Genomic DNA, 23,679 nt, shown 5'->3' on the forward strand with positions numbered 1-23,679 from the left:
ACGATCGGGCCTCAGTGTTCGTGGAACTCCGGGTAGTCGGCGCCGGGCCCCAACGCCGCGAACAGGGCGCTCTTGGCCACGGCCAGGCTCGGGTAGACGCCGCCGTCGGCTCCCTTCGCGGACAGGCGCACCGTGAAGCCGCCGTCGGTCCGCAGGATGGTCCCGACCGCGCCTGCCGGGCCCACGGCCACCCAGGTCTGTCGGTGCAAGGTGTTCTGGTCACTCATCGTCGAGCGCCCCTTTCCTCTTTCTCGGTCGGTCACACCGGGCGGCGTGACCCGTCTACGAGGCGAGCACGTACTTCGCGTACGACTTGCGGATCTTGGTGACCTTCGGCAGCGCGACGGCGGTGCAGTAGCCCTGGCCGGGGTTCTTGGCGAAGAAGTCCTGGTGGTGCTCCTCGGCGTCGTACCAGGTGGACAGCGGCTCGATCGTCGTGACGACACCGCCACCCCAGGCCTCGGAGGCGCGGTCACGGGCCGCCTGGAAGACCGCCTCCTGGTCGTGGTCGGCGGCGAACATCGCCGAGCGGTACTGGGTGCCGACGTCGGCGCCCTGCCGGTTCAGCTGCCGCGGGTCGTGCAGGGTGAAGAAGACGTCGAGGACGACGTCGGCGGGGAGCTTCTCGGGGTCGAAGCCGACCGCGACGGCCTCGGCGTGACCCGTGCGGCCCGTGCACACGTCGTCGTAGCTCGGCCGCTCGGTGTCTCCGCCGGTGTAACCCGAGACCACCTCGGTGACGCCGTCGAGGGTGCGGTAGACCGCGTCGAGGCACCAGAAGCACCCACCGGCCAGAACGAACGTCGTCATGCCCGTGAACCTACTCCCGAGCCGAGGGCCCGCCCTAGGCTGACCGCATGAGATCACCTTTCACGCCCTACGTCGCCGACGACGCACGGTACTCACGACTGGACTACGTCCGTACCGGCCGCAGCGGACTCCGGCTGCCCCGCATCTCCCTCGGCTTCTGGAACAACTTCGGCTCGGACCGGAGCCTCGAGACGCAGCGCGACATCGTGCTGCGCGCGTTCGACCGGGGGGTCACCCACTTCGACCTGGCGAACAACTACGGCCCGCCCTACGGCTCGGCCGAAGAGCAGTTCGGTCGCATCGCCGCGGCGAACCTGCGCCCCTACCGCGACGAGATCGTGGTCTCGTCGAAGGCGGGCTACGACATGACCCCCGGACCGTACGGCGACGGGGGGTCGCGCAAGTACCTGCTCAACTCGCTCGAGGCCAGCCTCGGGCGGCTCGGCATGGACCACGTCGACATCTTCTACTCGCACCGCCCCGACCCCGAGACCCCGATCGACGAGACGATGGGGGCGCTCGCGACGGCCGTCCGGCAGGGCAAGGCGCTCTACGCCGGCATCTCCAACTACGACCCGGCGCAGACCGAGGCCGCGATCGACGCCCTGGCCGCCGAGGGCGTGCCCCTGCTGATCCACCAGCCGCGGTACAACATGTTCGACCGCCGGCCCGAGCGAGGGCTCTTCGACACCCTCCTGACCCGCGGCGTCGGTTCGATCGTGTTCTCGCCCCTGGCCGGGGGCCTCCTGACGAACCGCTACCTCTCGGGCAGTGCTCCCGCGGGTTCGCGCGCGGCCGAGGGCCGGTGGTTCTCCGAGGACGCCCTCGACGAGACCTACCTCTCCCGCGTCCGCGGCCTGAACGAGATCGCGGAGGCGCGGGGCCAGTCGCTCGCGCAGCTCTCGCTCACCTGGGTGCTGCGCCAACCCGCCGTGACCAGCGCCCTCATCGGCGCCTCGTCGGTGGCCCAGCTTGACGACAGCCTCGACGCACTCGACGGTGCCGAGCTGACCGAGGACGAGCTCGCGGCGATCGAGCCGCTGGCGGTCGACGGCACCGGCCGCTGACCGGACGGCGCGGTGCCGACGGGGCACCGCGCCATCCAGGCGTCCGACGCGTCCGACGTGTCCGAGGTGTCCCAGGTGTCCGACGTCGATGTCGGTGGTCACCCCTAGCGTCAGGGGTGTTCTCGACAGCATCGGCCGGATGACCTCAGGAGCACCTCATGACCAGCAGCACCCTCGACCACGCGATCGTCCCGCCTGCGCCGCACGCTCACGCACGCGTTCCCCTTCCCTCCCTGCGCTCGACCCGCGGCGGCCTGCAGCTCGTCCAGGTGCACGACGACCTCGCCCGGGTGACCCGTCCCGGTGGCGAGATCGTGGGCTACGTCGAGCGCTTCGACGACCCGCAGGGTGATCGCTACCGCGCCAAGCGGTTCCTGCCCCGTCAGCGTCGGTTCGTCGAGATCGGCGAGTTCTGGAGTCGCGACGACGCCACCGACTGCTTCCGGTTCGCCTGATCCCGACGCCTCCGCCGGAGCACCGTGACGGCGTCTCCGGCGGCGGGCTCGACAGCATGTCGCAGCGGTGCAACCTTCGACCTCGGCTGTAGTGTTCGCCCCATGCAGTGGTGGAACGATCTCGTCGAATGGCTCTCTTCGGACAACGGGTGGCGTGTCGTCACCGATGCGGTGATCCCCTTCGTCGCCATCGTCGTGGCCGGCATCGTCGCAGCCCTCATCGGCCGGGCGAGCACGCGGCGGGTCGTGTCGTTGCACGAGGACGAGGCGAAAGCGGCGGCGGTCGCGGCCCTCGTCTCGGCAGCCCGCAAGGGTGCCGTCTACAGCTCGCTCGGAGTCGAGGAGCGCGCCTACGCCGATCACCTAGGCCACGAAGCCGACGTCCGGCTGCGGCTGTCGCCCGCGACCGGCAGCACCCTCGCCGCCGACTGGGCGGCTCACGAACTGGCCGAGATCAAGCGCAACTCGGCGTCCTTCAGCTTCCAGTCCGAGCAGACGCTGGGCGAACTCCGCGACCGCCTCGTCGAGTGGCAGAACCGCCCCGGGCGGGCCAAGAAGCTGTTCCGCGACGATCTCGCCCGCTGGAAGTACGAAGAAGCCGACGTCGACCGAGACACGGCCGCGAAGCAGAAGGCCTGGGAAGCCGAGCATCGGGCTGCGGCGGCGACCGAGCAGCGACGTACCGAGACCTCCGCGCCCTCGGGTGCCGCACCCTCGGCAGCGCTCCGCCCGGCGGCCCTCGACGATGCCCTGGTTCGCGGTGGCGACGAGGCCTACCGGGCACCGACGGCTCACGCCCCGCTGGCCGGACCGTCGCCGGTGTCCGCGCCCGAGGCACCGGCGGTCACGCCGGCTGACGCGAGCCACGACGACACCCGCGACGACGCGATGGACGACGAGCGTTTCGAGCAGCCGGTCAGTGCGAGCCAGGTCCGACGCCGGACGACACCCGAACGCGCGGACGACTGACCAGGTGAAGGAACGACGACGCGCCCCCGACCTCGGTCGGGGGCGCGTCGTCGTGTGGGGGGGGGTGGTGTCGCGTGGTGCCCCCGGCAGGAATCGAACCTGCGACCAAGAGATGAGAAGCACCGCGAGGGTCTCGGCTGCGTGGTGCCCCCGGCAGGAATCGAACCTGCGACCAAGAGATTAGAAGGCTCCTGCTCTATCCGCTGAGCTACGGGGGCGAACCCGTCCACGATACCGTGCCCGCTCCTCCGTCCCGGTAGCGGTCCAGCCAGGCTCCGCACCGCGTTTCGTGCACCGCGCCTCGACTAGTCGCGGTGCGGTGCACGAAACGCGGTGTCTCGCGCGCCCTGGAGGTGCGGGGCGGCCAGGCGGACCGGTGGCGACGTCCGGTCGGTCAGCTGGTCAGGTCGTACAGCGTGACCCCGTCGACCTCGGTCGAGGAGAAGTTCGCCTCGACCCAGGCCGCGATCTCGCTCGAGGAGGAGCTGCCGCCGTTCGACTGCCCGACGGTCCCTCCGACGAACCAGTGGATCTGCCCGTCGGCGACGTACTGCTCGAACTGCGCGAGGGTCGGTGACGGGTCGCTGCCGTTGAACCCCCCGACCGCCATGACCGGGTCGCCCGTCGCGAGCTGGTAGCCCGCCGCGCTGTTCGACCCGACGGCCGCGGCGACCCAGGTGTACCGGTCCGCGTCCGCGCCGACCACGGCAGCGAGCTCGTCGCTGACCGAGCCCGAGCCGAGCAGCGAGCCGGCTCCGCCCCCGCCACCGGGGAGTCCGCGCGTGGCCGTACCCGCGCCTCCTGCGGTTCCGGCCCCGGTGCCGGTGCCGGTGCCGGTGCCGGTGCCCGCTCCCCCGCCGGTGCCGCCCGGCAGCTGCGGGGGCGTTCCGCCAGCCGCGCCACCGGGCCCGCCACCAGCGGCCCCGCCGCGACCGCCGAAGCCGCCGGCGCCGCCCGCGCCACCACCGCCGAACCCGCCCGTGCCGCCCGACACGGTCGGCCCGGCCGTGACGATCGAACCGGTGTGGGCCGTCGACACGGTCTCGACCGAGTAGGCCGCCGGAGCCAACAGGCCGCCCGTGAGCAGCACGGCGAGGGTCGCCGCCGTGAGCGCCCGGCCCCGTCGCGGCAGCAGCACGAGCACGGCGCCCACGACGGCGAGCGCGACGACGACGTACCGGAGCCACGGCTGCCAGGACTCCGCCCGTCCGAGCAGCACCCAGGCCCAGACGCCCGTGAGCAGAGCCGACGCCGCCAGCACGATCCGCACCCACGACCGGGCCCGTCGTCGCCACAACACGTCGGCCGCAGCCCCGAGGGTGACCGCGATCGCCGGGGCGAGCGCCACCGTGTAATACGCGTGGAAGATGCCCGACATGAAGCTGAAGACGAGGGCGGTCAGCACCGTCCAGCCCCCGAACAGCAGCAGGGTCGCCCGACGCGCGGAGGTCCGGTGTCTCCAGCCGAGCAGCACGAGTGCCGAGACGCCGATCACGAGGGCGGCGGGAAGCAACCAGGTGATCTGGCCCCCGAACTCGCCCGTGAAGAGCCGGGTGATGCCGGTCTCGCCCCACATGCCTGTCGTGGCGGCACCGGTGCCGCCGCCCCCGCCCGTCACGCTGCCGGTCTCGTCACCCGTGAGCCGTCCGAGGCCGTTGTAGCCGAAGGTCAACTCGAGGAACGAGTTGGTCTGCGAGCCGCCGACGTACGGCCGCATGCCCGCGGGCACCAGCTCGACGAGGGCGACCCACCAGCCGGCCGACACCACGACCGCACCGAGCGCGGCCAGCAGGTGCAGCAGCCGCTTGCGCAGCAGGACGGGCGCCGCGACGAGGTACACCCCGGCCAGTACGGGCAGGATGACGAACGCCTGCAGTTGTTTGGTCAGGAAGCCGAAGCCGATCGCCACGCCCGCCCAGACGACCCAACGGACGCGGCCCGTCTCGACGCCGCGCAGCGTCAGGTACGTGGCGAGGGTCAGCAGCAGCACGAGCAGCGCGTCGGGGTTGTTGAAGCGGAACATCAACGCGGCGACCGGGGTCAGCGCGAGGACTCCACCGGCGACGAACGCGGCGACGCCCGAGAAGTGCCGCCGCACCGTGGCCCAGACGAGTCCGACGGTCGCGACGCCCATCAGTGCCTCGGGCAGCAGGATGCTGAACGACGACAGTCCGAACACCCGGACCGACAACGCCATGACCCACAGGCTCGCGGGCGGCTTGTCGACCGTGATCGAGTTCGCGGCGTCGGACGAGCCGTAGAGGAACGCCTCCCAGTTCTGCGAACCGGCCTGCACCGCGGCCGAGTAGAACGAATTCGCCCAGCCGTTCGCCGACAGGTTCACCAAGTAGAAGGCCCCCGTGGCGACCAGCAGCGCGAGGAACGCCGGTCGCTCCCACCGTGCCGCGTCCTCACGCCCGCGCACCAGGCGACGAGCGAGCGGACGGAGGCGCGGGCCGGCCGACCCGGACGGCGAGCGTCGATCGGTCAGCGGCACCGGCGTCGTCCCGGCGCTCATCGACCGACCACCGTGACGTCGTCGTCGCCGGCCACGGCGGCGACGCGGGTGGCGAGGTCGGACACGGGGTCGGCGACACCGACCCGTTCGTCGGCCGGTCCCGGCGTCACGTGCGTCGCCTCCGACCGGAACACCCAGACGCGCAGGAGCACGAAGCGCAGGACGGTCGCGACGAGGTTCGCGGCCGTCAAGACCAGCAGCTCGGCCTGCGCGTCGGCCGCGGGAGCCGCGGCGTGCAGCACGACGAGCGACCCCGAGGTCAGCGCCCAGGCGAGGACGAAGACCATCAGCCCTTGCAGTTGGTGTCGCGCCACGCCCGACGCCCCCCGTACCCCGAACGTGAACCGCCGGTTGGCGGCCGTGTTGACCACGGCCGTGACGAGCAACGACACGAAATTCGCCGCCTGGGCCGGCATCACCTGCTGCGCGCCGAGGTAGAGCAGCGCGTACGCGGCGGTCGAGGCGACCCCGACGACGCCGAACCGCACGACCTGCGAGAAGAACGTCGGAGGCGCGGGCGGCTCGAACGGACGCCTCCCGATCGCGTCGTACACCGCCTGGACCGGGATCGCGCCCCGGGCGATGCCCGTGCCCACGCGCAGCATCCCCTTGAGGTCGGCGGCGGCCGTGGAGACGATGTCGACCGAGCTGTCGGGGTCGTCGACCCAGTCGACCGGCACCTCGTGGATGCGCAGGCCCGAGCGCTCGGCGAGGATCAGCAGTTCGGTGTCGAAGAACCACCCGGTGTCCTCGACGAGGGGCAGCAGTCGCTCGGCGGCCTCGCGCCGGATCGCCTTGAAGCCGCACTGGGCGTCGCTGAACCCGACCCCCATCGTGCGACGCAGCAGGAAGTTGTAGCTGCGCGAGACGAATTCCCGCGTGCCGCCGCGCACGACCCGCGACGACCGGCTCAACCGGGTGCCGATCGCGAGGTCGGAGTGGCCGGAGAGCAACGGTGCGACGAGCGGGCCGAGCGCAGAGAGGTCGGTGGAGAGGTCTTCGTCGAGGTAGACCAGCACGTCGGCGGGCGAGGCCGCCCAGACCTGCTTGAGGGCACGGCCTCGGCCCTTCTCGGCGAGGTGGACGGCGGTCACGCACCGCAGGCGTCGGGCGAGGTCGTCGGCGAGGGCCGGCGTGCCGTCGGTGCTGGCGTTGTCGGCCACGGTGATGCGCCAGGTCTCGGTGACGTGGCGGGTCAGATGGTCATGGAGGCTCGTGATGCTGGTCTCGAGGGTGGCGGCCTCGTCGAAGACGGGCACCACGATGTCGAGACGCAGGATGTCGGTGTCAGGCATGGGACCACGATCGGTCGCCACGCCATCAGCGGCCTCGCATCAGTCGATGGCGACGCCGCGGAGATCCTATGGGCCTTCCATGACGGGGGTCCGGCGATCAGATCGCGAGGGCCAGGGCCCCGAGCAGGCGGTCCAACGTCGGCACGCCCGGTGAGCGGAAGACCACCTCGCCGTCGTCCCGCGTGACCACGATGGTGGGCGTGCTGCGGACGTCGCGCCGTTCGGCGTCGGCGGGCCGGGCGGCGACGTCGGCCTCGTCGACGACGAGCGAGGGCACGAGGCCATTCGCCTCGGCGACGACCGCCCTGGCCGCGTGGCAGGGACCGCAGAAGGCCGACGTGTAGAGCTCGAGCATCATGCCGGGGACAACGAGGAAGCGCGGGGGAAACTTCCCCCGCGCCTCCTGCGGTCTGGTGAGTCGGTGCGGCCGGGGCCGCCGACGTCAGTTGTCGCGGTCGTCGTTTCGGTCTTCCGGGTCGACGACGGGGTCGCTGTCCTTCGCGTCGAGCGAGTAGTGGACCTGGAGTTGTTCGCCGACCATCTTGGCCTCGGTGGCGGTGTAGACGATGCCGGTCTCCATGCCGTCGATCAACACGAAGTCGGTGATCTGCTCGTCGTACGAGCCGTCGGTGCTGATGCGGGTGTCGGTGGAGCCGTCGCTCGGACCGCCGTCGAAGAAGACGACGTACTCGGAACCCTCGGCCACGGTGGGCTTGCTGTCTGTCATGTCCACAGGTCTACCAGGAGGCACGGAGTCGGCGCCCAGCTTCGGTCCGCGACACCGCATAGCCAAGCTATATAGCTTGGCTATACACTTAAGGGATGACTCCCCAGCCGACAGACATCTTGGAATCCCTCCTGACGTCGACCCATCGCCTGACGCGCATCGCCGCGCAGGAGACCGGCCGCACCACCTCACCCGCCGTGTGGCGCACGCTCTCGATCCTGACGACCGACGGCGAGCTCCGCGTCGGGGACCTCGCCCGGGCCAGCCGCGTGTCGCAGCCCACCATGACCAAGCTCCTCCGGGGCCTCGCCGAGGACGAGCTCGTCAAGCGCATCGCCGACACCGACGACTCCCGGGCGTGGCTCATCGCCATCACCGACAAGGGCACGGCGGCGCTCGTCGAGTGGCGGGGGCAACTCGCCGACTCGCTCGGCGGCCTCTTCGCCGACCTGGACGACGACGAGTGGGCCGTGCTCGAGCACGCCACCCGCCTCCTGGCGTCGCGGGTCAGCCACCGCGCCGCCGGCCGCGCCGACGTCCACTCCGACGCCGAGGCGGTGTTCGCGTGAGCGCCTCCGCTTCGAGCTCCCCTTCGCCTTCCGGCACCGCGCACGAATCCGGGCCGAGCATCCTGAAGCAGCCGACCGCCGTGTGGGCCATCGCCTTCGCCTGCGTCGTCGCCTTCATGGGCATCGGGCTCGTCGACCCGATCCTCCCCGCCATCGCCGAGTCGCTGAAGGCCAGCCCGACCCAGACCGAACTGCTCTTCACGAGCTACCTCGCCGTCACGGGCGTGGCGATGTTCTTCACCAGCTGGGTGTCGAGTCGACTCGGCCCCAAGCGCACCCTGCTGATCGGGCTCGCCCTGATCGTGCTCTTCGCCCTGCTCGCCGCCACCAGTGGCGACGTCTGGTCGATCATCGGCTTCCGTGCCGGCTGGGGGCTCGGCAACGCCCTGTTCATCTCGACCGCCCTCGCGACGATCGTGGGCGCGGCATCCGGCGGCACGGCCTCGGCGATCATCCTCTACGAGGCGGCCCTCGGACTCGGCATCGCCATCGGCCCCCTGATCGGCGGCCTCCTCGGCTCGGTCAGCTGGCGCGGCCCGTTCTTCGGCGTCACCACCCTGATGGCGATCGCCTTCATCGCGATCGTGCTGTTCCTCAAGGGCGGCGCCATGGAGAAACCCACGCCCACGACGCTGTCGGCCCCGTTCCGCGCCCTGGGCCGCCCGGCCCTCGGCGCCCTCGCGGCGACCGCCCTGTTCTACAACATCGGATTCTTCGTCCTGCTCGCGTACACGCCGTACCCGTTGGGCTTCGGGGCTCTCGGCATCGGGTTCACCTTCTTCGGCTGGGGCGTCGGCCTCGCGATCACCTCGGTCTGGGTCGCCCCGCTGCTGACCGCACGCCTGCGTCGGACGACCGTGCTGCGCATCGCACTCCCCCTGCTCGCGCTCGACCTCGTCGCCGCCGCGGTCGTCGTCGGGACGCCGGCCGCCCTCGTGGTCTGCGTGGTGGTCGGCGGCCTGGTGCTCGGCGTGCTCAACACGGTGCTGACCGAGTCCGTCATGGAGGCGACCGACCTGCCCCGCTCGGTCGCGTCCAGCGCCTACTCGGGCGTGCGCTTCCTCGGCGGCGCCGTGGCCCCGCCCGTCGCGACCCTGCTCGCCGACACCATCGACCCGAGTGCCGCCTACGTGTTCGCCGCCGCGAGCGTCGCCGTGGCGTTCGTCGTCGTGGTCGCCGCCCGCGGGGCCCTGCGCCGCGTGGACGACGGCCCCGAACCGGCTCGCGTCGAAGCCGAGGCCATCGGAGCCGGCGAGGCGATCTGACCGGACCGCACCGCGCCTCCTGCCCTGGCCCCGTCCAGGAGGCGCGGTGCCGGAAGGGCACCGGACTAGACTCGCGGAATGGCTACGAGCAACGACCGACTGGTCTGGATCGACTGCGAGATGACCGGGCTCGACCTCTCGGTCGACGAACTGGTCGAGGTGGCCGTGGTCGTGACCGACTTCGACCTGAAGCCCGTACACCCCGGCTTCGCCATCGTCATCAAGCCGGACCAGTCCGCCCTCGACAACATGGGCGACTTCGTCACAGAGATGCACCGCTCGTCCGGCCTCATCGACGAGATCCCGGACGGCGTCAGCCTCGCCGAGGCCGAGTTCGAGGTGCTCGAGTACATCCTGAAGTACGTGCCCACCGAGCAGCACGCACCCCTCGCCGGCAACACCATCGGCACGGACCGCGCCTTCCTCGCCAAGTACATGCCGCGCGTCGACGGCCACCTGCACTACCGCAGCGTCGACGTGTCCTCGATCAAGGAGCTGGCCCGCCGCTGGTTCCCCCGCGTGTACTTCAACGCTCCGCAGAAACACGGCGGACACCGGGCCCTCGCCGACATCCTCGAATCCATCCGCGAACTCGAGTACTACCGCCGTGCCGGATTCGTCGCCGACCCGGGTCCCACCACCGAGGACGTCCAGGCGATCTCGAAGGCCGTCGTGGACGAATGGGCCCCCCGGCTGTAGTAGAGTCTTCTCGTTGCGATCGCCTCGGCAGTCGACAGCATCGTCGGAAACGACACATGGTGGGTATAGCTCAGCTGGTAGAGCGCCTGGTTGTGGTCTAGGAGGCCGCGGGTTCAAGCCCCGTTACTCACCCAAATGAAATCCCCTGCCCTCCTATGGGCAGGGGATTTTTTGGGTTCTGGGGCCTTTTGGTCTCGGATGCGCGAGCGCATCCGAGACGTCGTGGGTCCGGACTTCGCTGCGCTGGTCGCGGTCACTGCCTGGCGGGTTGCCGCATCGCTGCGCTCGTCACGGGCATGGGGCCGCGTCCAGCGACAGGCCGTGTGGGCGTGCGAGAGTGAGAGGGTGGACGACTCCCCCGAGAACGGCGATGACGCGCTGGATGCCGACGAACGACCGGCAGCAGGCATCGACCCGGCGGAGGTGAGCGCGGAGGCGTTCGACGCGATGGTGGTCGACCAACTCGATCTGCTGCCCGACGACATGGTCGACGGGCTCGACAACGTCGTGTTCGTCACGGAAGACCGCCCCGAGGACGGCACGCTCGACCTGCTCGGCCTCTACGACGGCGTCGCCCTGACCGAGCGTGGACAGTACGGCTTCGGCGAACTACCCGACCGGATCATCCTCTACCGCGAACCGCACCTCGCCGCCGTGGACGACCTCGACCAGCTCGCCGACGAGATCCACGTCACGCTCGTCCACGAGATCGCCCACTTCTACGGGATCGACGACCACCAACTGCACGAACTCGGCTGGGCCTGACGGAGGCCGCCGTCAGCCGATGATCTGGTACGTGAACCGGTAGGCGTCGGCCGGGAGGCCCTCCTCGAGGTCACCGACCATCTCGACGTCGAAGGCGTCGGGTCGCGAGACGACGAAGAACTGGGCCGACGCAGCCGTGTTCGACGCCGGACAGATCGAGACCACCGGCGCCGTGGTGAAGGGCTTCGAATAGCGGACCCGCACCTGCGTGCCGGGACGACGGGCCCGACCCGAACCGAAGCCGACCGTTCCCCTCAGATCGGAACCCGACAGGGTGGGAGCCGGGGCGCCGTCGCCGTTCCGCCCCATGGCCGACGCCACGGGAGAGGGGCCACCGAGGGCACCCAGCAACCGACGTCCCACCGCGAGGTCGCCACCCCAGGCCCAGAGCGGCCGAGCCTCGACCTCGCGTCGGTCGACGACGTCGACGGCCGAGCCGGTCGTGGCGATCCGTGTCGTCGGATCGACGGCGAACCGCGAGCCGTACCCGGCCCCCAACTCGACCCCTGCCTGCGTGAAGCGACCGAGACGGGTGCCCACCAGGGCGAAGTCGTCGCCCTTGGTCAGCCGCACCAGCACGGTCGACGCTCCGACCTGGGCAGGGTCCGCGCCGAGCAGGGCACCGCCGAGCAGTCGGATGCCGCCGTCGATGTCGACGCCACGACGTCGCCTCTCGTCGTGCTCGATCAGGGGACCCGGGCCACCGTAGATCGTCGGGGCGACGAACTCGATCTGCCGGACGTTGCCGATGCGCACGGTCGCGTCACCGCCCGATCCAGCCCGCTGCAACGTCTCGATGTGCGGGGCGATCAGCCTCACGAACTCGACGAAGTACTCGGCGGTCGAACCCCAGGCGAGATCGAGGGCGACGTTCGCACTGCCCTCGATGTGCAGGTTCACGCAGGTGAACGTGTTCGTGTTCGACCCACCCGACGCCGGTGACCGCACGACGACCGCGGCCGCGTCGGCCGACCCGCAGTTGTTGACGAAGAGGTCCGACCAGAGGTTGTTGTTGACGCGCTCGACGAGGAGGGCCGTTCCGGCCACGCCGGCCAACTGCACCCTGTCGAAGCGCGACTCGAACCCGTTCACGACCTGGACGAGGGGTGCCGCCGAGCCGTTGCCCTGCAGGGTCAGCCCCTCGAGCGTGACACCGTTCCCGTCGACGACGACCATCGGCCTCGTCGAACGGGCGAGGTGCCGGATGGTGACGCCACCGTCGGTCGAGGCCCCGTAGCGACTGACATCGGCCCCCGTGCCCTGGATCGAGACCAACAGGGGCACCGTGACGGAGTCGACGACGTAGGTGCCCGCCGGGACGAGCACACGCCCCCGGACCACCCTGGCCGCCTCGACGGCCGCGGCGAAGGCGGCGGTGTCGTCCGTCAGACCGTCGCCGACGGCACCGTGGTCACGGACGTCGACCCCCGTGCGGTCGTCCGACGTCCCGACCTCCGCAGCCGGCGCCGCCCCGGAACCGTCGGCAGGCGGCCCGTCGGAGGCCGGCCCGTCGTCGGCGCGAGCGGCACGGGCGCCGGGGGCGACGGCCGCGGCACCGGCCGCCGCGATGCCCGCCGCACCGACGAGCAGGAAACCGCGACGCGATCGGATCGGCGTCTGGTCGAGTGGATCGGTCATGACGGCAGGGTACACGAGCGTGGGTAATATATGCCTCACCACATGTCGTCAGAAGATCGGGTGCACACCATCGACCAGAACATCGCCTCTCGCCGTCCCGCCCCCGCCCACCGTCTCGACGTCCAGGCCCTCCGGGCCCTCGCCGTGACGATGGTGGTCCTCGAACACGTCACGGGGCGGCCCGCCGGTGGATTCGTCGGGGTCGACGTGTTCTTCGTCGTGTCGGGGTTCTTGATCACGGGGCTCCTGCTGCGCGAGGCCGATCGTCACGGACGGATCTCGATCGCGGCCTTCTGGCGACGACGCATCCGCCGCATCGTGCCGGCGAGCGTCCTGGTGCTCGTCCTGGGCACGGCGGCCACCTGGCTCGTCGTCGGCTCGTCCCGCGGGGCGTCGGCGGCGATCGACGCGCTCTGGTCCGTCGCGTCCCTCGCGAACTGGCACTTCGCCGCCACCGGGACCGACTACTTCGCCGCCCAGGGCCCCGAGTCGCCCTTCCAGCACTACTGGTCCCTCGCCGTCGAGGAGCAGTTCTACCTGGTCTGGCCCGTCGTGGTCGTCGCCGCGGTCGCCGTCGCCCGGCGACGGAAGGGGCCGACCGTCCCGAGGGTCGCCCTGGGGGTCCTGCTGCTGGTGCTCGTGCTCGGATCGCTGGCGTGGGCCTGGCACCAGTCCACGACGTCGCCGACCGTCGCCTACTTCTCGAGCCTGACCCGCGCATGGGAGCTCGCCCTCGGAGCGCTCCTCGCGACGGCGGCCCCCGCGATGACCCGGCTCCCCGCCGTCCTCCGTCCGGCCCTGGCGTGGGTCGGAATCGTCGGCGTCGTGGCCTCGGCCTGGGTCACGACGAGCACCGTCCCGTTCCCGGCCCCCGGCGCCCTGCTGCCCGTGGCGGCCACGCTGCTCGTCCTCGCCTCGGGCACGGGGTGCGCCGGCACACCGTGGCTCGGGCCCCTCGCCGGCCGGCCCGTGATGATCGTGGGAGACCTCTCGTACTCGATCTACCTCTGGCACTTCGTCGCCCTGGTCGTCGGCACGTCGTTGCTCGGCGACGAACCGGCCCGGCTCTGGCCGGCCGTCCTCGTGTCCACCCTCGTCCTGTCCGCCCTGACCTACCACTTGGTCGAACGGCCGCTCATCACCTCGCCCCTGCTCGAGCCGGCCCCGCCCGGGCACGCCTGGCGACGGTGGAGACGAGACCATCGATCGACCTACCGGCGCGGAGGTGCTGCGCTGCTCGCGGTGGCCGCCCTCACGGCCACCGCCCTCGCCGTGGACGCTGTCCGCCCCGCCGCCGCTCCCCCCGTCCTGCCCTCCGCGGCGACCGACGGCGCCGCAGGGGGGACGACCGGCGGGCCCGGCGAGCCCGGCGGGACGGACGGCCTCGACGGCCTCGACGTCCCGTCGGTCGACGAGTGGTCCGGCGAGGTGAGCAGGGCGCTGTCCGCGACCTCGTGGCCCGAGCTCGACCCGAGCATCGAGTCGGTCCTCGACGGGACGCGGACCGGCAGCCCGCACCTCGCCTGCGGCGACGCCGAGGCCCAGGGCCTCACCCCGGACGACTGCTCGTGGACCTCTCCCTCGGCGAGCACCATCGTCGTGCTCGTCGGGGACTCGACGGCGATGCACCACCTCGACGCGCTCGTCCCCCTGGCCGAGTCGGCCGAGAACGGGTTCACCCTCGTCAACCGGGCCAAGTTCGCCTGCCCGTTCGTCGACATCCGCGTCCAGAACGACGTCACGGGCATCCTCGAGTCCTGCCGGGCGCACAACGACGAGACCCTCGCCCTGATCGACGAGACCCACCCCGACGTCGTCCTCGTGACCAACTCGTACCAGACGCTCTCCGAGGACGGAGGCGGCACGATCACGCCCGATCGGTGGTCCGAGGGCTTCGGCGCCTACGCCCGGCGCCTGGCCGAGGCCGCGGGGTCCGTCGTCGTCCTCACTCCGCCGCCGGACGACGCCGACATCGCGTCGTGCTTCCGGCGCGGGGGCAGCCCCGTCGACTGCATCTCCCGGACGTCCCGTACCTGGATCGACCGCGCGGCCGCCGATCAGGACGTGCTCGAGTCGATCGGCGGCGTGCTGGTCGACCTGCGTGTGCTGACCTGCGTCAGCGACCTCTGTCCGGCGTTCGTCGGCGACGTCCCCGTGAAAGAGGATCGCGTCCACCTCACGACCGCGTTCGCGGCGGCCGTGTCACCCGTCCTGGGCGACCTGCTCCGAGCCCGGGGCGTGCTCTGAGGTCGGCGACCACCCGGCCGAGACGACCACGTCGGCGAGCTCCCGGGGCGACGAGCGCGCGAGGTGCCGATCCTCCTGAGCGGCCCAGACGTCCCACCACGGTTCGAAGGCGGCACCGTCGCGGTCGAGGGCCCGTCGCCGACGGGTGTCGGCGTCGAGCTCCAGCCAGACGCGGACGTCGGCGAGCGACGAGGAGGCGCGGGTCACCGCCCCGGCCCCTTCGACGATCAGCGAGACGGCCGGGTCGAGCACCTCCCACGCCCCCGCGCGGTCGTGCTCCCAGTCCCACCGCTGCCATCCCGGAGCGACCGGCGACAGGATGGACGTCCCGAGCGCCCGGGAGGCCGCCTCGAGCCCGTACCAGCCCGGGTAGACGTCGTCGAGGTGCACGAGCCGTGCAGGGCCCAGTCGGTCGTCGGGCCACGCGGCGGCCACCGCACGGCCGAGCGTGGTCTTGCCCGAACCCGAGCGGCCGTCGATCAACAGGACCACGCGACGCGAGCCGACCCGCGCCTCCTCGGCTCGGCGGAGCAGGACGTCGACGGCCTCGTCGACGGCGACGTGCTCAGGCAAGGACGAACTCCCACGTGCCGGCCAGGACGGCCGCGGTCACCGAGGTGGCGGCGATGACGACGCCGACGGCGACGAGGACGACGTCCCGCAGGCCGAACGACGACGGACGCGCCCAGGTGCGCGGGGCGTCGCTGCCGAAGCCCTTGGCCTCCATGGCGGTGGCGAGCTTGCTGCCGCGTCGGACCGACAGCACGAGCAACGCGAACGCCTGCTGCCCGAACCGCCTCAGCGCACCGATCGGGCCGCCCGAGTCCGCGACGCCCCGGGCCCGTCGGGCCAACGCGAGCTGGCGCCAGTCGTCCATGAACAGCCCGACCAGACGCAACCCGGCGAGTCCCCCCAGCACGAAACGCGCCGGCAGCCGCAACACCTGCCCGAGACCGTCCGCCAGGTCGGTCGGGTCGGTCGTCGCGAACAGCACGATGCCCGGCACGCCGACGGCGAGGATGCGCAGGCCGATCGCGCCGGCGAGGGCCAGCGACCCCTCGGTCACCGAGAGGAACCCCCACTCGACCACCGACGCCCCGCCGTCGCGTCCGTAGAGGGCGATGGCGACGACCGACGTCGGGGCGGCGATCCAGAGCGGCGCCGTGCGGGCGAGCAGCTGCCGGGCCGACAGACCGGCGAAGGGCAGCAACAGCCCCTCGAGCAGCAGAGCGGTGCCGGCCGAGACCCAGTCGATCGACAGCAGGAGGGCGAGCGCGAGGACGACGGCGGCGAGCAGCTTCGCGACCGGGTTGACGCGCCCGATGACGCCGGTCGCCACGACCGGGGTGAGCACGCTCATCGACGCGCCTCGACGGGGTCGGGGCGGCGGGCGTGGGCGCTCAGGTCGAGCACGTCGTCGGCGATGGCCGCCACGAACTCCGCGTCGTGGGTCACGGCGACGACCGCGCGGCCCTCGTCGAGCAGGTCGGCCAGCAGGACCACGAGCTCGTGCCAGGTGCGGGCGTCCTGCCCGAAGGTCGGTTCGTCGAGGACGAGCACCGACGGGCGCGAGGCGAGCACGGTCGCGACCGAGAGCCGGCGCTTCTCGCCGCCCGAGAGCGTGAACGGGTTCGCACCGGCGAGGTGGTCGAGACGCAGGCGGTCGAGGAGGTGGTCGACGCGCGACGCGACCTCGGTCGGGGACGCGCCCAGCGCCTCCGGACCCACCGCCAGCTCACGACGGACGGTCGCCGTCAGGAACTGGTGCTCCGGGTCCTGGAAGACGGTGCCGACGCGGGTGAGCAGCTGTCGGGGCTTCCATCGGATCGGAGACGGACCGGCGCCGTCGGCGAACGACGGCGTCGCCTCGAGGACTCCGGCGACGGGGGCGAGCAGCCCCGCGACGGTGAGGGCGAGCGTGGACTTGCCCGAGCCGTTCGTGCCGGTCACCGCGAGCGCCCGCCCCTCGACGACCGTGAGGTCGATGCCCGTGGCCACCGCGCGGCCCTTGGGCCCCTTGTGCCCCACGTCGAGACCCGACGCCGTCACCAACCGGTCACCGGTCGTGCGCGACCGGACGGGCGCAGGAGGCGCGGCGCCGGGCACCCAGACCCCGGCGGCGACGAGGCGGTCGCGTTCGGCACGCAGCACGTCGTCGGGGCGACCGTCGGCCAGGACTCCCCCACCGGAGTCGAGCACGACGACGCGGTCGACGACGGGCAGCCAGACCGACACGCGGTGCTCGACGACGACCAGCGTCGCCCGGGTGTCCGCGACGACGCGGGCCACGGCGTCGCGCACCTCGACGACGCCCTCGGGGTCGAGGTTGGCCGTCGGCTCGTCGAGGAGCAGCAGGCCAGGACGCATGGCGAGGGCCCCGGCCAGCGCCAGTCTCTGCTTCTGGCCACCGCTCAGCTCGGACGTGGACGCGGACGGCGGGAGGTCGAGCCCGACGGCGTCGAGGGCGTGCCCGACGCGGCGCCAGATCTCGTCGCGGGGCACGCCGAGGTTCTCGCAGCCGAACGCGACGTCGTCGCCCACGCGGGCGAGGACGACCTGCGAGTCGGGGTCCTGCAGGACGAGGCCGACCCGGCCGCGCTGCTCGGCGGGGGCGCGGCCGTCCACCAGCAGGTCGCCGGCCTCGTCGCCCTCGTCGTCTCCGCCCAGCACCCCGGCGAGGCCGGCGAGCAGCGTCGACTTGCCGGCGCCGGACGCGCCGAGCAGCAGCACGCGCTCACCGGGGGCGACGTCGAGGTCGAGCTGCGAGACGGCGGGCAGGCGACGACCGGCGTGCCGCCACCCCCAGCCCCGGGCGGTGACGCGGGCACCCGCGTCCACCGCCGGCCGTCCGCCGCTCGTTCCGCTCACGGGAAGGACCACGAGGAGGCGCGCCTAGATCCGGGCGTCCGCCGAGCGTCCCGAGGCGAACCGCGAGAGCGCCCCCGTGCGGGCGAGGCCGCGGGCCGCGAGCCACGAGAGCAGGCCGGCGATGACGGTGCCCGAGACGACCGAGGTCACGACGTAGATCGTCTTCGAACCGGCGGCGTAGGCGGCGGCCGAGGCGAAGCTCGTGTCCATCAGGCCGACGGCGAGGCCGGCGACGGCACCCGCGAGCAGCACCGTGCCGATCCGCCACGACTTGTAGAGGAAGACCGCGAGCACGATCTCGGCGCCCAGGCCCTGGACGATGCCCCAGATGAGCACCGAGAAGCCCCACTGGGTCCCGATCAGCATCGAGACGACCGCCGCGACGACCTCGGTGTAGACGGCGGCCCCGGGCTTGCGGATGACGATTCCGCCCAGGACGCCGGCGAAGAGCCAGCCGCCGTTGAGGATGCCCTCGAAGCCGCCCGAGAAGCTCAGGACGCTGTCGATGGGCGTGTAGGCCAGGCCCCAGGCCCAGAAGACGACACCGGCGGCCACGCCGATGACGCTGGCCACCACGATGTCGACGACGCGCCAGCGCCGGGTGGGGGTGGTGCGAGCCTTCGGCGTGAAGCCGGTCGACCTGTCGCGAGCCGCCGTGGAACGGTTTTCGGGCGTGGACGTGGACATCTGTTCTTCTCCTCCCTGCGCTGGCATGACCCAGATCAGGTTCGACGGTCGAAGCGTGGTTCGCTTCCTCTCAGCCCGGCTCACCGGACTCCCGTGTGTTGTGGGGTCGATCATAGCGCCGACCCCGGCCGGCGTCAGAGTCCGGCGGCCTTCCGGACGAGGGCGGCGACGGAGGAGCGGGTCGCGTCGTCGGCGCCGGTCACCGCGTACGAGGTGGGCCAGAGCGTGCCGTCGTCGAGCTGCGCACCGTCCTGGAACCCGAGGGTCGAGTAGCGCGTGCCGAACTTGGCGCCGGGCTGGAAGAACACGACGGCCTTGCCGTCCTCCCGGGCGTAGGCGGGGAAGCCGTACCAGGTCTTGGGAGCGAGGTTCGGGGCGTGCTCGGCGACGACCTCGTGCACCATCTGGGCGATCGGTCGTTCGACGTCGGTCATGGCCGCGATGGCGTCCGCGGCGTCCTGCGCCTCGGCGGCCGACTTGTCGGCCAGCTTCTGACGCTTCGCCTCGGCCCGGAGCTCGGCGGCGCGCTGCTTCATGGCGGCCTTCTCTTCTTTGCTGAACCCGGCATCGGCCATGATCGTGCCCTTCTCGTGCGTTCGTGCGTGCGTCGGCTCGGTCGGGTCGGCGTACGCCCCATGGTGACATGCCTGGCGGATCCGTCGTCCGCCCTGCGTCCACCACGACAGGCACCTCGAGGCAACCGACCGCACCTTCGCCCTGCTGGCCGAGCTGCTCTGACGCTCGTCGGCGGTCAGGCCTTCGGCAGGGCGTGACCCTCGGCGTCGAGGTGGTCTCGCCAGGAGCGCGTCGCCCTCCAGCCGAGCATGCGGGCCGCCTTGGCGGTCGAGATGCCCGACGCGTCGGCCCGGGCGAGTTCGCGCAACTCGATCCGGTCGCCGTGGTGCTGACGGAGCGTGGCGGCGAAGTCGTGGCCGCCGGCGTTGTCGGCTGCTGCGATGAAGAAGACCTCGTGACCCGGCAGGTCGGACTCTGCGGCGAGCAGGAGGGCGTCGGCGAGGTCGTCGGCGTCGACGTAGCTGCCGAAGTTCGCACTGTCGGGGTCGGCCTCGCGCACCTGAGGGCCGAGGTTGGCCTCGTAGTTGCTGTCGTCGTGAACGGTGCTCGGGCGGATCGAGATGGCGCGCAGGTCGGAGCGGCGGACGGCGGCGTCCATCAGCTGTTCGCCGAACGCCTTCGAGAGGGCGTAGGGGTCCTGCGGGTGGAGGGGGTGCTCCTCGTCGACCGGCACGTAGTCGGGCAGGAAGGGCCGTTCGGGGAAGAAGTTGCCCACGATGCTCTCGCTCGACACGTTGACGAAGCGGGGCACGCCGCACCGTACGGCCGCCTCGACCAGGTTGAACGTGGACATCAGGTTGGTGTGGAACACGACGTGGGCCGGGTTCGCGGTGGGCTGCGGGATGGCCGCGACGTGGACGACGACGTCGGCCCCCGCGACGACCGAGAAGGCGGTCCCCGCGTCGGTCAGGTCGCCCATGACGTACCGGCCGGGCTCGTCGACGCCCGTGTCGAATACGGGCCGGACGAGGTCGACGCCGAGGACGTCGTGCCCGGCCTCGACGAACCGGCGGACGGCGGCACGGCCGACCTTGCCTCGTGATCCCGTGATGACGACCTTCATGACGCGCTCCCTCGATCGAGGGATGCGCCGAGGGCCGGAGCATCCACCCGGACGACGCTACGCCGAGCGGCCCCGAGGAGGCGCGCTCAGTCCTTCACGCGGCGTGCGTGCGTCCGCGCCTTCATCCGGTTGCCGCAGGTCGCCATGGAGCACCACTTCGCACTGCCCGGACGGCTGTGGTCCACCAGGAAGAGGTTGCACTCGTCGTTCGCGCAGGCCCGGAGGCGCCCGGGGAGCCGCGAGGTCACGCTCGACCACGCCGACACGGCTTCGGCGGCGAGGCGGTCGTCATCGGCGACCCGGAGCTCCCAGACGACGCCGTCCCGGGTCGTCCGGGGGATCTGCACGGCCCGGTCCATGACGTCGGCGAGCTCGCCGACGGCCCCGTCGTCACCACCGCGGACGACGGCGTGCAGGGCCTCCCGCACGCGCCGGAGCTGGGCGACCTCGCCCGAGGAGCCGGTACCACCCCAGGTCCGCGCCAGATCTCGCCCTGCCGCGCCCTCGAGGGCGTCCGTCGGGATGCCGTCGACCACCGGTGCGCTGTTCAGCACGGCCAGCAGCAGCTCTTCGTCACGCAGCACGTCTCCCCGCTCTCTCGCACCGTCCGGCGCATCTCGACCATGCTACCGTCGGAATAACCACTAAAACAATCCAAAGGGGTTAGACATGCACACCGTCCACCACCGCACCGCCTCCGTCGACGGGCTCGACGTCTTCTACCGCGACGCCGGGCCCGCCGACGCGCCCGTCCTCGTCCTCTTGCACGGCTACCCCACGAGCTCGCACATGTTCCGCCACCTCATCCCCGCACTGGCCGACCGATATCGCGTCATCGCCCCCGACCACATCGGTTTCGGCCGCTCCTCCGCCCCGTCGGTGGACGAGTTCGACTACACCTTCGAGGCCCTGGCGCGGGTGACCGGTCGTTTCCTGTCGATCATCGGCGTCGCGCGGTACGCGATCTACGTGCAGGACTACGGCGCCCCCGTCGGGTGGCGCCTCGCGCTGGCCGAGCCCGACGCGGTGACCGCCGTCGTCTCGCAGAACGGCAACGCGTACGAAGAAGGCTTCGTGCCGAGCTTCTGGGACCCGATCTGGGCCGACGCCGCCGAACGGACACCCGAGACGCGCGACGCGCTCCGGCCCGCCCTGGGCCGCGAGGCGGTCGAGTGGCAGTACACCCACGGTGTACCGGACCCCACGTCCGTCGACCCCGATGCCTGGGAGCACGACCTCGCGCTCCTCGCCCGACCGGGACAGGACGACGTCCAACTGGCGCTCTTCCGCGACTACGCCACCAACCGCACCCTGTACCCCGCCGTGCACTCCTGGCTCCGCGCCTCCCGCGTCCCGGTCCTCGCGATCTGGGGCCGCAACGACGAGATCTTCGATGCCACCGGTGCGGGTGCGTTCACCCGCGACTCCCCCGACGCTCGCGTCGAGCTCGTCGACGGTGGACACTTCCTGCTCGAGTCGCACCTCGATCTGGTCGCGGCCACGATCCGGGAGTGGCTCCCGAACACGTGATCCGGACCACCCGCGGCCGCCCGCTCAGGACCGGAGGTCGAGGCGGCCCGGGTTCAGGGCGGCCCACTGGAGCAGCATGATCGTCTTGCCGTCCACGATGCGCCCGTCGGCGATCATCTCGAGGGCGTCCCGGAACGGCAGCTCGAGGACCTCGATGTCCTCCCCTTCCTCCTCGACGCCACCCCCGTCACCGGTGCGGTCGGCCACCGAGTACGTGGCGGCGTAGAAGTGCACGCGCTCGGTCACCGACCCCGGGCTCATGTAGGCGTCGAACACGTGGATCAACCCGCCCACCTCGACCCCGAGTTCTTCGCGCGTCTCTCGGCGGATCGCGGTCTCGGGATCGTCCTCGTCGAGGAGTCCCGCGGCGGTCTCGACCAGCATCCCGTCGGGATGGTCGTTCACATAGGCGGGGAACCGGAACTGCCGGGTCAGGAGCACCGTCCCCCGCCGCGGGTCGAACAGGAGGATCGTCGCCCCGTTGCCGCGGTCGTACGTCTCGCGCTGCTGGGTCGACCACCGCCCGTCGCGACCGCGCACGTCGAAGGTGGTGCGGCGGAGCACGTGCCAGCCGTCCGAGGTCACCTCGACGTCGCGGACCACGACGTCGGGGTTGCGGGCGAGGTCGCGGCCGGTGAGGTCGAGGCCCGTCCGTCCGCGACCGTCGGGGGAACGGGAGCCACGAGAGTTCATCACCCCACGAAAATAACGGAGGGCGACGACCCGCGAGGGCGGGAACGGCCGGTGATGACATCCGTCACGGGATGTGGTGACGCCTCGGCACTTCTCGAGGACGTCACCCTCTGGTGTGCTTCCGGAGGAGCGTCCGGACCCGACCCGGACGCCCGGAGAGAGGACCCCGTGCGTACAACCCTCAAGGTGACCCTGCGGACCGTCGGCGCCCTCGTGGCCCTGCCCGTCCTGACGCTGGCGACCACGTCGATCGTCGACGTCGTCGCCACGAGGTCGGAGCTGGCCGCCATCACCTCGTACGGCGAGCTCGTGTCCGTCGACGGGAGGGAGATGAACGTCGTCGTCAGCGGGTCCGGGGCGGACACGATCGTCCTGCTTCCGGGCCTCGGGACGGCAGCACCCGGCCTGGACTTCCAGCCACTGATCTCCGAGCTCGACGACACCCATCGCGTCGTCGCCGTGGAGCCGTTCGGCACCGGGCTGAGCGACCAGACCGACTCCCCCCGCACGGCGGAGAACATCGCGGGCGAGGTGCACGAGGCGCTCCGCCGACTGGGCATCGACCGCTACGCGCTCATGGGGCACTCGATCTCGGGCGTCTACGCCCTCGAGTACAGCAGGCTCTTCGGGGACGAACTCACGGCGTTCATCGGGATCGACAGCAGCGTCCCCGACCAGCCCGGCGCGGACGACCCCGTGCCGACCGACGGACTGACCACGCTTCGCGGCCTGGGTCTGCTCCGCGTGGCGAGCGCACTCGCCGGCGACGCCTACGCCGGACTGCCCTACGACGAGGGCACGAAAGAACAGATGCGCTTCCTCACCACGAAGAACGCGACCGCCCCGACCCTGCTCGACGAGATGGACCACGCAGCGATCAACTTCGCGTCGGTCAGCGGACGGACGTTCCCGGCGGACCTGCCGGTCCTTCTCTTCGTGGTGCAGAACGGCGCGGACGACGACGGCTGGCTCGAGCTGCACGAGGTCCAGGCGGCGAGCGTCGACCGCGGCCAGGTCGTCGCGCTCGACGGAGACCACTACCTGCACCACACGCAGTCGACTCGGATCGCCGACGACACCGACGAGTTCCTAGCCGGGTGAAGCCGCACGCGGCGGTGGAGGTCACGGCGGGGTAACGAAGTCGATGCGTTCCAATCCTTTTCGGGCCCGGTGGCGAACCCAGTACATCCCCACCGGGACCAACTGACAAGGAGCTTCACCATGAACGCTTTCACTCG

At 71.6% G+C, this 23,679-nt stretch carries 25 protein-coding genes, 2 tRNA genes, 1 pseudogene and 1 riboswitch; of the genes and pseudogenes, 11 read left to right on the forward strand and 17 right to left on the reverse strand.

Features of this window, described 5'->3' with window-relative positions; genetic code table 11:
* Nucleotides 1–11 precede the first annotated feature (11 nt).
* Nucleotides 12–227 carry a hypothetical protein gene (locus EDF21_RS14825; RefSeq protein WP_056048425.1) on the reverse strand — a complete coding sequence of 72 codons (216 nt, stop codon included), beginning with the start codon at nucleotides 225–227 and terminating at the stop codon, nucleotides 12–14.
* A 55-nt stretch (nucleotides 228–282) separates the two neighbouring features.
* Complete coding sequence (gene msrA, locus EDF21_RS14830) at nucleotides 283–810, reverse strand: peptide-methionine (S)-S-oxide reductase MsrA (RefSeq protein ID WP_056048428.1); 528 nt, start codon at nucleotides 808–810, stop codon at nucleotides 283–285.
* Nucleotides 811–857: 47 nt separating this feature from the next.
* Here msrA and EDF21_RS14835 point away from each other — a divergent pair, with 47 nt between their 5' ends.
* The 3 genes from EDF21_RS14835 to EDF21_RS14845 all read left to right on the forward strand — a co-directional run bounded on the left by EDF21_RS14835 (nucleotide 858) and on the right by EDF21_RS14845 (nucleotide 3,301).
* The gene (locus EDF21_RS14835; protein WP_056048431.1) at nucleotides 858–1,877 is read left to right on the forward strand and encodes an aldo/keto reductase; all 1,020 of its coding nucleotides are present in this window, start codon (nucleotides 858–860) and stop codon (nucleotides 1,875–1,877) included.
* Between the two features lie 158 nt (nucleotides 1,878–2,035).
* Complete coding sequence (locus EDF21_RS14840) at nucleotides 2,036–2,332, forward strand: hypothetical protein (protein WP_233568527.1); 297 nt, start codon at nucleotides 2,036–2,038, stop codon at nucleotides 2,330–2,332.
* Nucleotides 2,333–2,434: 102 nt separating this feature from the next.
* Nucleotides 2,435–3,301, forward strand: a complete 867-nt coding sequence (locus EDF21_RS14845) for a hypothetical protein (protein WP_056048433.1) — start codon at nucleotides 2,435–2,437, stop codon at nucleotides 3,299–3,301.
* Between the two features lie 142 nt (nucleotides 3,302–3,443).
* Here EDF21_RS14845 and EDF21_RS14850 read toward each other — a convergent pair.
* The 5 genes from EDF21_RS14850 to EDF21_RS14870 all read right to left on the reverse strand — a co-directional run bounded on the left by EDF21_RS14850 (nucleotide 3,444) and on the right by EDF21_RS14870 (nucleotide 7,841).
* Nucleotides 3,444–3,519 (reverse strand) — tRNA-Arg (locus tag EDF21_RS14850).
* Nucleotides 3,520–3,695: 176 nt separating this feature from the next.
* The gene (locus EDF21_RS14855) at nucleotides 3,696–5,819 is read right to left on the reverse strand and encodes a glycosyltransferase family 39 protein (protein WP_123571870.1); all 2,124 of its coding nucleotides are present in this window, start codon (nucleotides 5,817–5,819) and stop codon (nucleotides 3,696–3,698) included.
* Nucleotides 5,816–7,114 (reverse strand): bifunctional glycosyltransferase family 2/GtrA family protein, encoded by a 1,299-nt coding sequence (locus EDF21_RS14860; protein ID WP_123571903.1) that lies wholly within the window; start codon nucleotides 7,112–7,114, stop codon nucleotides 5,816–5,818. The genes EDF21_RS14855 and EDF21_RS14860 overlap by 4 nt, the downstream gene beginning before the upstream one ends.
* Before the next feature lie 97 nt (nucleotides 7,115–7,211).
* Nucleotides 7,212–7,472 carry a thioredoxin family protein gene (locus tag EDF21_RS14865; RefSeq protein ID WP_123571871.1) on the reverse strand — a complete coding sequence of 87 codons (261 nt, stop codon included), beginning with the start codon at nucleotides 7,470–7,472 and terminating at the stop codon, nucleotides 7,212–7,214.
* An 84-nt stretch (nucleotides 7,473–7,556) separates the two neighbouring features.
* A complete protein-coding gene (locus EDF21_RS14870; RefSeq protein WP_148053715.1) occupies nucleotides 7,557–7,841 on the reverse strand; it encodes an oligoribonuclease in 285 nt (94 codons plus the stop codon).
* Nucleotides 7,842–7,936: 95 nt separating this feature from the next.
* Here EDF21_RS14870 and EDF21_RS14875 point away from each other — a divergent pair, with 95 nt between their 5' ends.
* The 5 genes from EDF21_RS14875 (at nucleotide 7,937) to EDF21_RS14895 (ending at nucleotide 11,139) form a co-directional block, all read left to right on the forward strand.
* Entirely contained in the window at nucleotides 7,937–8,410 is a 474-nt protein-coding gene (locus EDF21_RS14875) for a MarR family winged helix-turn-helix transcriptional regulator (protein ID WP_123571873.1), read from the forward strand.
* Nucleotides 8,407–9,675, forward strand: a complete 1,269-nt coding sequence (locus EDF21_RS14880; protein ID WP_123571874.1) for an MFS transporter — start codon at nucleotides 8,407–8,409, stop codon at nucleotides 9,673–9,675. The genes EDF21_RS14875 and EDF21_RS14880 overlap by 4 nt, the downstream gene beginning before the upstream one ends.
* A gap of 78 nt (nucleotides 9,676–9,753) precedes the next feature.
* Nucleotides 9,754–10,374, forward strand: coding sequence for an oligoribonuclease (gene orn / locus EDF21_RS14885; protein WP_123571875.1), 621 nt, complete (start codon nucleotides 9,754–9,756; stop codon nucleotides 10,372–10,374).
* A 59-nt stretch (nucleotides 10,375–10,433) separates the two neighbouring features.
* A tRNA-His gene (locus EDF21_RS14890) sits at nucleotides 10,434–10,506 on the forward strand.
* Nucleotides 10,507–10,821: 315 nt separating this feature from the next.
* A complete protein-coding gene (locus EDF21_RS14895) occupies nucleotides 10,822–11,139 on the forward strand; it encodes a metallopeptidase family protein (protein WP_056049129.1) in 318 nt (105 codons plus the stop codon).
* Between the two features lie 12 nt (nucleotides 11,140–11,151).
* Here EDF21_RS14895 and EDF21_RS14900 read toward each other — a convergent pair whose 3' ends face one another.
* Complete coding sequence (locus tag EDF21_RS14900; protein ID WP_148053716.1) at nucleotides 11,152–12,777, reverse strand: glycosyl hydrolase family 28-related protein; 1,626 nt, start codon at nucleotides 12,775–12,777, stop codon at nucleotides 11,152–11,154.
* Between the two features lie 42 nt (nucleotides 12,778–12,819).
* Here EDF21_RS14900 and EDF21_RS14905 point away from each other — a divergent pair, with 42 nt between their 5' ends.
* Nucleotides 12,820–15,024: an acyltransferase family protein gene (locus EDF21_RS14905; protein WP_158612934.1), complete on the forward strand. Its 2,205-nt coding sequence runs from the start codon at nucleotides 12,820–12,822 to the stop codon at nucleotides 15,022–15,024.
* On the opposite strand, the gene EDF21_RS14910 is transcribed toward EDF21_RS14905, so the two are convergent.
* The 8 genes and pseudogenes from EDF21_RS14910 to EDF21_RS17265 all read right to left on the reverse strand — a co-directional run.
* Nucleotides 14,980–15,597 (reverse strand): ATP-binding protein, encoded by a 618-nt coding sequence (locus EDF21_RS14910; RefSeq protein ID WP_233568528.1) that lies wholly within the window; start codon nucleotides 15,595–15,597, stop codon nucleotides 14,980–14,982. The two genes, EDF21_RS14905 and EDF21_RS14910, sit on opposite strands and share 45 nt — an antisense overlap.
* A complete protein-coding gene (locus EDF21_RS14915; protein ID WP_123571877.1) occupies nucleotides 15,590–16,384 on the reverse strand; it encodes an energy-coupling factor transporter transmembrane protein EcfT in 795 nt (264 codons plus the stop codon). The genes EDF21_RS14910 and EDF21_RS14915 overlap by 8 nt, the downstream gene beginning before the upstream one ends.
* Nucleotides 16,381–17,892: an ABC transporter ATP-binding protein gene (locus EDF21_RS14920; protein WP_233568529.1), complete on the reverse strand. Its 1,512-nt coding sequence runs from the start codon at nucleotides 17,890–17,892 to the stop codon at nucleotides 16,381–16,383. The genes EDF21_RS14915 and EDF21_RS14920 overlap by 4 nt, the downstream gene beginning before the upstream one ends.
* Before the next feature lie 24 nt (nucleotides 17,893–17,916).
* Nucleotides 17,917–18,579 (reverse strand): ECF transporter S component, encoded by a 663-nt coding sequence (locus tag EDF21_RS14925; RefSeq protein WP_123571879.1) that lies wholly within the window; start codon nucleotides 18,577–18,579, stop codon nucleotides 17,917–17,919.
* Nucleotides 18,575–18,683: riboswitch (TPP riboswitch) on the reverse strand. Its footprint overlaps the gene before it by 5 nt.
* A 30-nt stretch (nucleotides 18,684–18,713) precedes the next feature.
* Complete coding sequence (locus EDF21_RS14930) at nucleotides 18,714–19,154, reverse strand: hypothetical protein (RefSeq protein ID WP_123571880.1); 441 nt, start codon at nucleotides 19,152–19,154, stop codon at nucleotides 18,714–18,716.
* Between the two features lie 176 nt (nucleotides 19,155–19,330).
* Nucleotides 19,331–20,218: an NAD(P)-dependent oxidoreductase gene (locus tag EDF21_RS14935; RefSeq protein WP_123571881.1), complete on the reverse strand. Its 888-nt coding sequence runs from the start codon at nucleotides 20,216–20,218 to the stop codon at nucleotides 19,331–19,333.
* Between the two features lie 86 nt (nucleotides 20,219–20,304).
* Nucleotides 20,305–20,484: a CGNR zinc finger domain-containing protein gene (locus EDF21_RS17260; RefSeq protein WP_342211769.1), complete on the reverse strand. Its 180-nt coding sequence runs from the start codon at nucleotides 20,482–20,484 to the stop codon at nucleotides 20,305–20,307.
* Between the two features lie 3 nt (nucleotides 20,485–20,487).
* Nucleotides 20,488–20,805: pseudogene (locus EDF21_RS17265) on the reverse strand (ABATE domain-containing protein); the annotation flags it as partial.
* Nucleotides 20,806–20,887: 82 nt separating this feature from the next.
* Between EDF21_RS17265 and EDF21_RS14945 the strand changes: the two are divergent.
* Nucleotides 20,888–21,748, forward strand: coding sequence for an alpha/beta fold hydrolase (locus EDF21_RS14945; protein ID WP_056048477.1), 861 nt, complete (start codon nucleotides 20,888–20,890; stop codon nucleotides 21,746–21,748).
* 24 nt (nucleotides 21,749–21,772) lie between these two features.
* On the opposite strand, the gene EDF21_RS14950 is transcribed toward EDF21_RS14945, so the two are convergent.
* On the reverse strand, nucleotides 21,773–22,441 hold the full coding sequence (locus EDF21_RS14950) for an NUDIX domain-containing protein (RefSeq protein ID WP_123571883.1): 669 nt from the start codon (nucleotides 22,439–22,441) through the stop codon (nucleotides 21,773–21,775).
* A gap of 168 nt (nucleotides 22,442–22,609) precedes the next feature.
* On the opposite strand from EDF21_RS14950, the gene EDF21_RS14955 reads away from it, so the two are divergent.
* Nucleotides 22,610–23,542, forward strand: coding sequence for an alpha/beta fold hydrolase (locus EDF21_RS14955; RefSeq protein WP_158612935.1), 933 nt, complete (start codon nucleotides 22,610–22,612; stop codon nucleotides 23,540–23,542).
* Nucleotides 23,543–23,679: the final 137 nt, after the last annotated feature.

Origin of the sequence: Frigoribacterium sp. PhB118 (assembly GCF_003751725.1) — a bacterium.
Taxonomy (GTDB): Bacteria; Actinomycetota; Actinomycetes; order Actinomycetales; family Microbacteriaceae; genus Frigoribacterium.

What these genes read in the sequence shown, in the direction of transcription:
- EDF21_RS14825 (WP_056048425.1), bottom strand. Translation starts at nt 227, where the DNA reads ATGAGTGACCAGAACACCTTGCACCGACAGACCTGGGTGGCCGTGGGC.
- msrA (WP_056048428.1), bottom strand. Translation starts at nt 810, where the DNA reads ATGACGACGTTCGTTCTGGCCGGTGGGTGCTTCTGGTGCCTCGACGCG.
- EDF21_RS14835 (WP_056048431.1), top strand. Translation starts at nt 858, where the DNA reads ATGAGATCACCTTTCACGCCCTACGTCGCCGACGACGCACGGTACTCA.
- EDF21_RS14840 (WP_233568527.1), top strand. Translation starts at nt 2,036, where the DNA reads ATGACCAGCAGCACCCTCGACCACGCGATCGTCCCGCCTGCGCCGCAC.
- EDF21_RS14845 (WP_056048433.1), top strand. Translation starts at nt 2,435, where the DNA reads ATGCAGTGGTGGAACGATCTCGTCGAATGGCTCTCTTCGGACAACGGG.
- EDF21_RS14855 (WP_123571870.1), bottom strand. Translation starts at nt 5,819, where the DNA reads ATGAGCGCCGGGACGACGCCGGTGCCGCTGACCGATCGACGCTCGCCG.
- EDF21_RS14860 (WP_123571903.1), bottom strand. Translation starts at nt 7,114, where the DNA reads ATGCCTGACACCGACATCCTGCGTCTCGACATCGTGGTGCCCGTCTTC.
- EDF21_RS14865 (WP_123571871.1), bottom strand. Translation starts at nt 7,472, where the DNA reads ATGATGCTCGAGCTCTACACGTCGGCCTTCTGCGGTCCCTGCCACGCG.
- EDF21_RS14870 (WP_148053715.1), bottom strand. Translation starts at nt 7,841, where the DNA reads ATGACAGACAGCAAGCCCACCGTGGCCGAGGGTTCCGAGTACGTCGTC.
- EDF21_RS14875 (WP_123571873.1), top strand. Translation starts at nt 7,937, where the DNA reads ATGACTCCCCAGCCGACAGACATCTTGGAATCCCTCCTGACGTCGACC.
- orn (WP_123571875.1), top strand. Translation starts at nt 9,754, where the DNA reads ATGGCTACGAGCAACGACCGACTGGTCTGGATCGACTGCGAGATGACC.
- EDF21_RS14895 (WP_056049129.1), top strand. Translation starts at nt 10,822, where the DNA reads ATGGTGGTCGACCAACTCGATCTGCTGCCCGACGACATGGTCGACGGG.
- EDF21_RS14900 (WP_148053716.1), bottom strand. Translation starts at nt 12,777, where the DNA reads ATGACCGATCCACTCGACCAGACGCCGATCCGATCGCGTCGCGGTTTC.
- EDF21_RS14905 (WP_158612934.1), top strand. Translation starts at nt 12,820, where the DNA reads ATGTCGTCAGAAGATCGGGTGCACACCATCGACCAGAACATCGCCTCT.
- EDF21_RS14915 (WP_123571877.1), bottom strand. Translation starts at nt 16,384, where the DNA reads ATGAGCGTGCTCACCCCGGTCGTGGCGACCGGCGTCATCGGGCGCGTC.
- EDF21_RS14925 (WP_123571879.1), bottom strand. Translation starts at nt 18,579, where the DNA reads ATGTCCACGTCCACGCCCGAAAACCGTTCCACGGCGGCTCGCGACAGG.
- EDF21_RS14930 (WP_123571880.1), bottom strand. Translation starts at nt 19,154, where the DNA reads ATGGCCGATGCCGGGTTCAGCAAAGAAGAGAAGGCCGCCATGAAGCAG.
- EDF21_RS14935 (WP_123571881.1), bottom strand. Translation starts at nt 20,218, where the DNA reads ATGAAGGTCGTCATCACGGGATCACGAGGCAAGGTCGGCCGTGCCGCC.
- EDF21_RS14945 (WP_056048477.1), top strand. Translation starts at nt 20,888, where the DNA reads ATGCACACCGTCCACCACCGCACCGCCTCCGTCGACGGGCTCGACGTC.
- EDF21_RS14950 (WP_123571883.1), bottom strand. Translation starts at nt 22,441, where the DNA reads ATGAACTCTCGTGGCTCCCGTTCCCCCGACGGTCGCGGACGGACGGGC.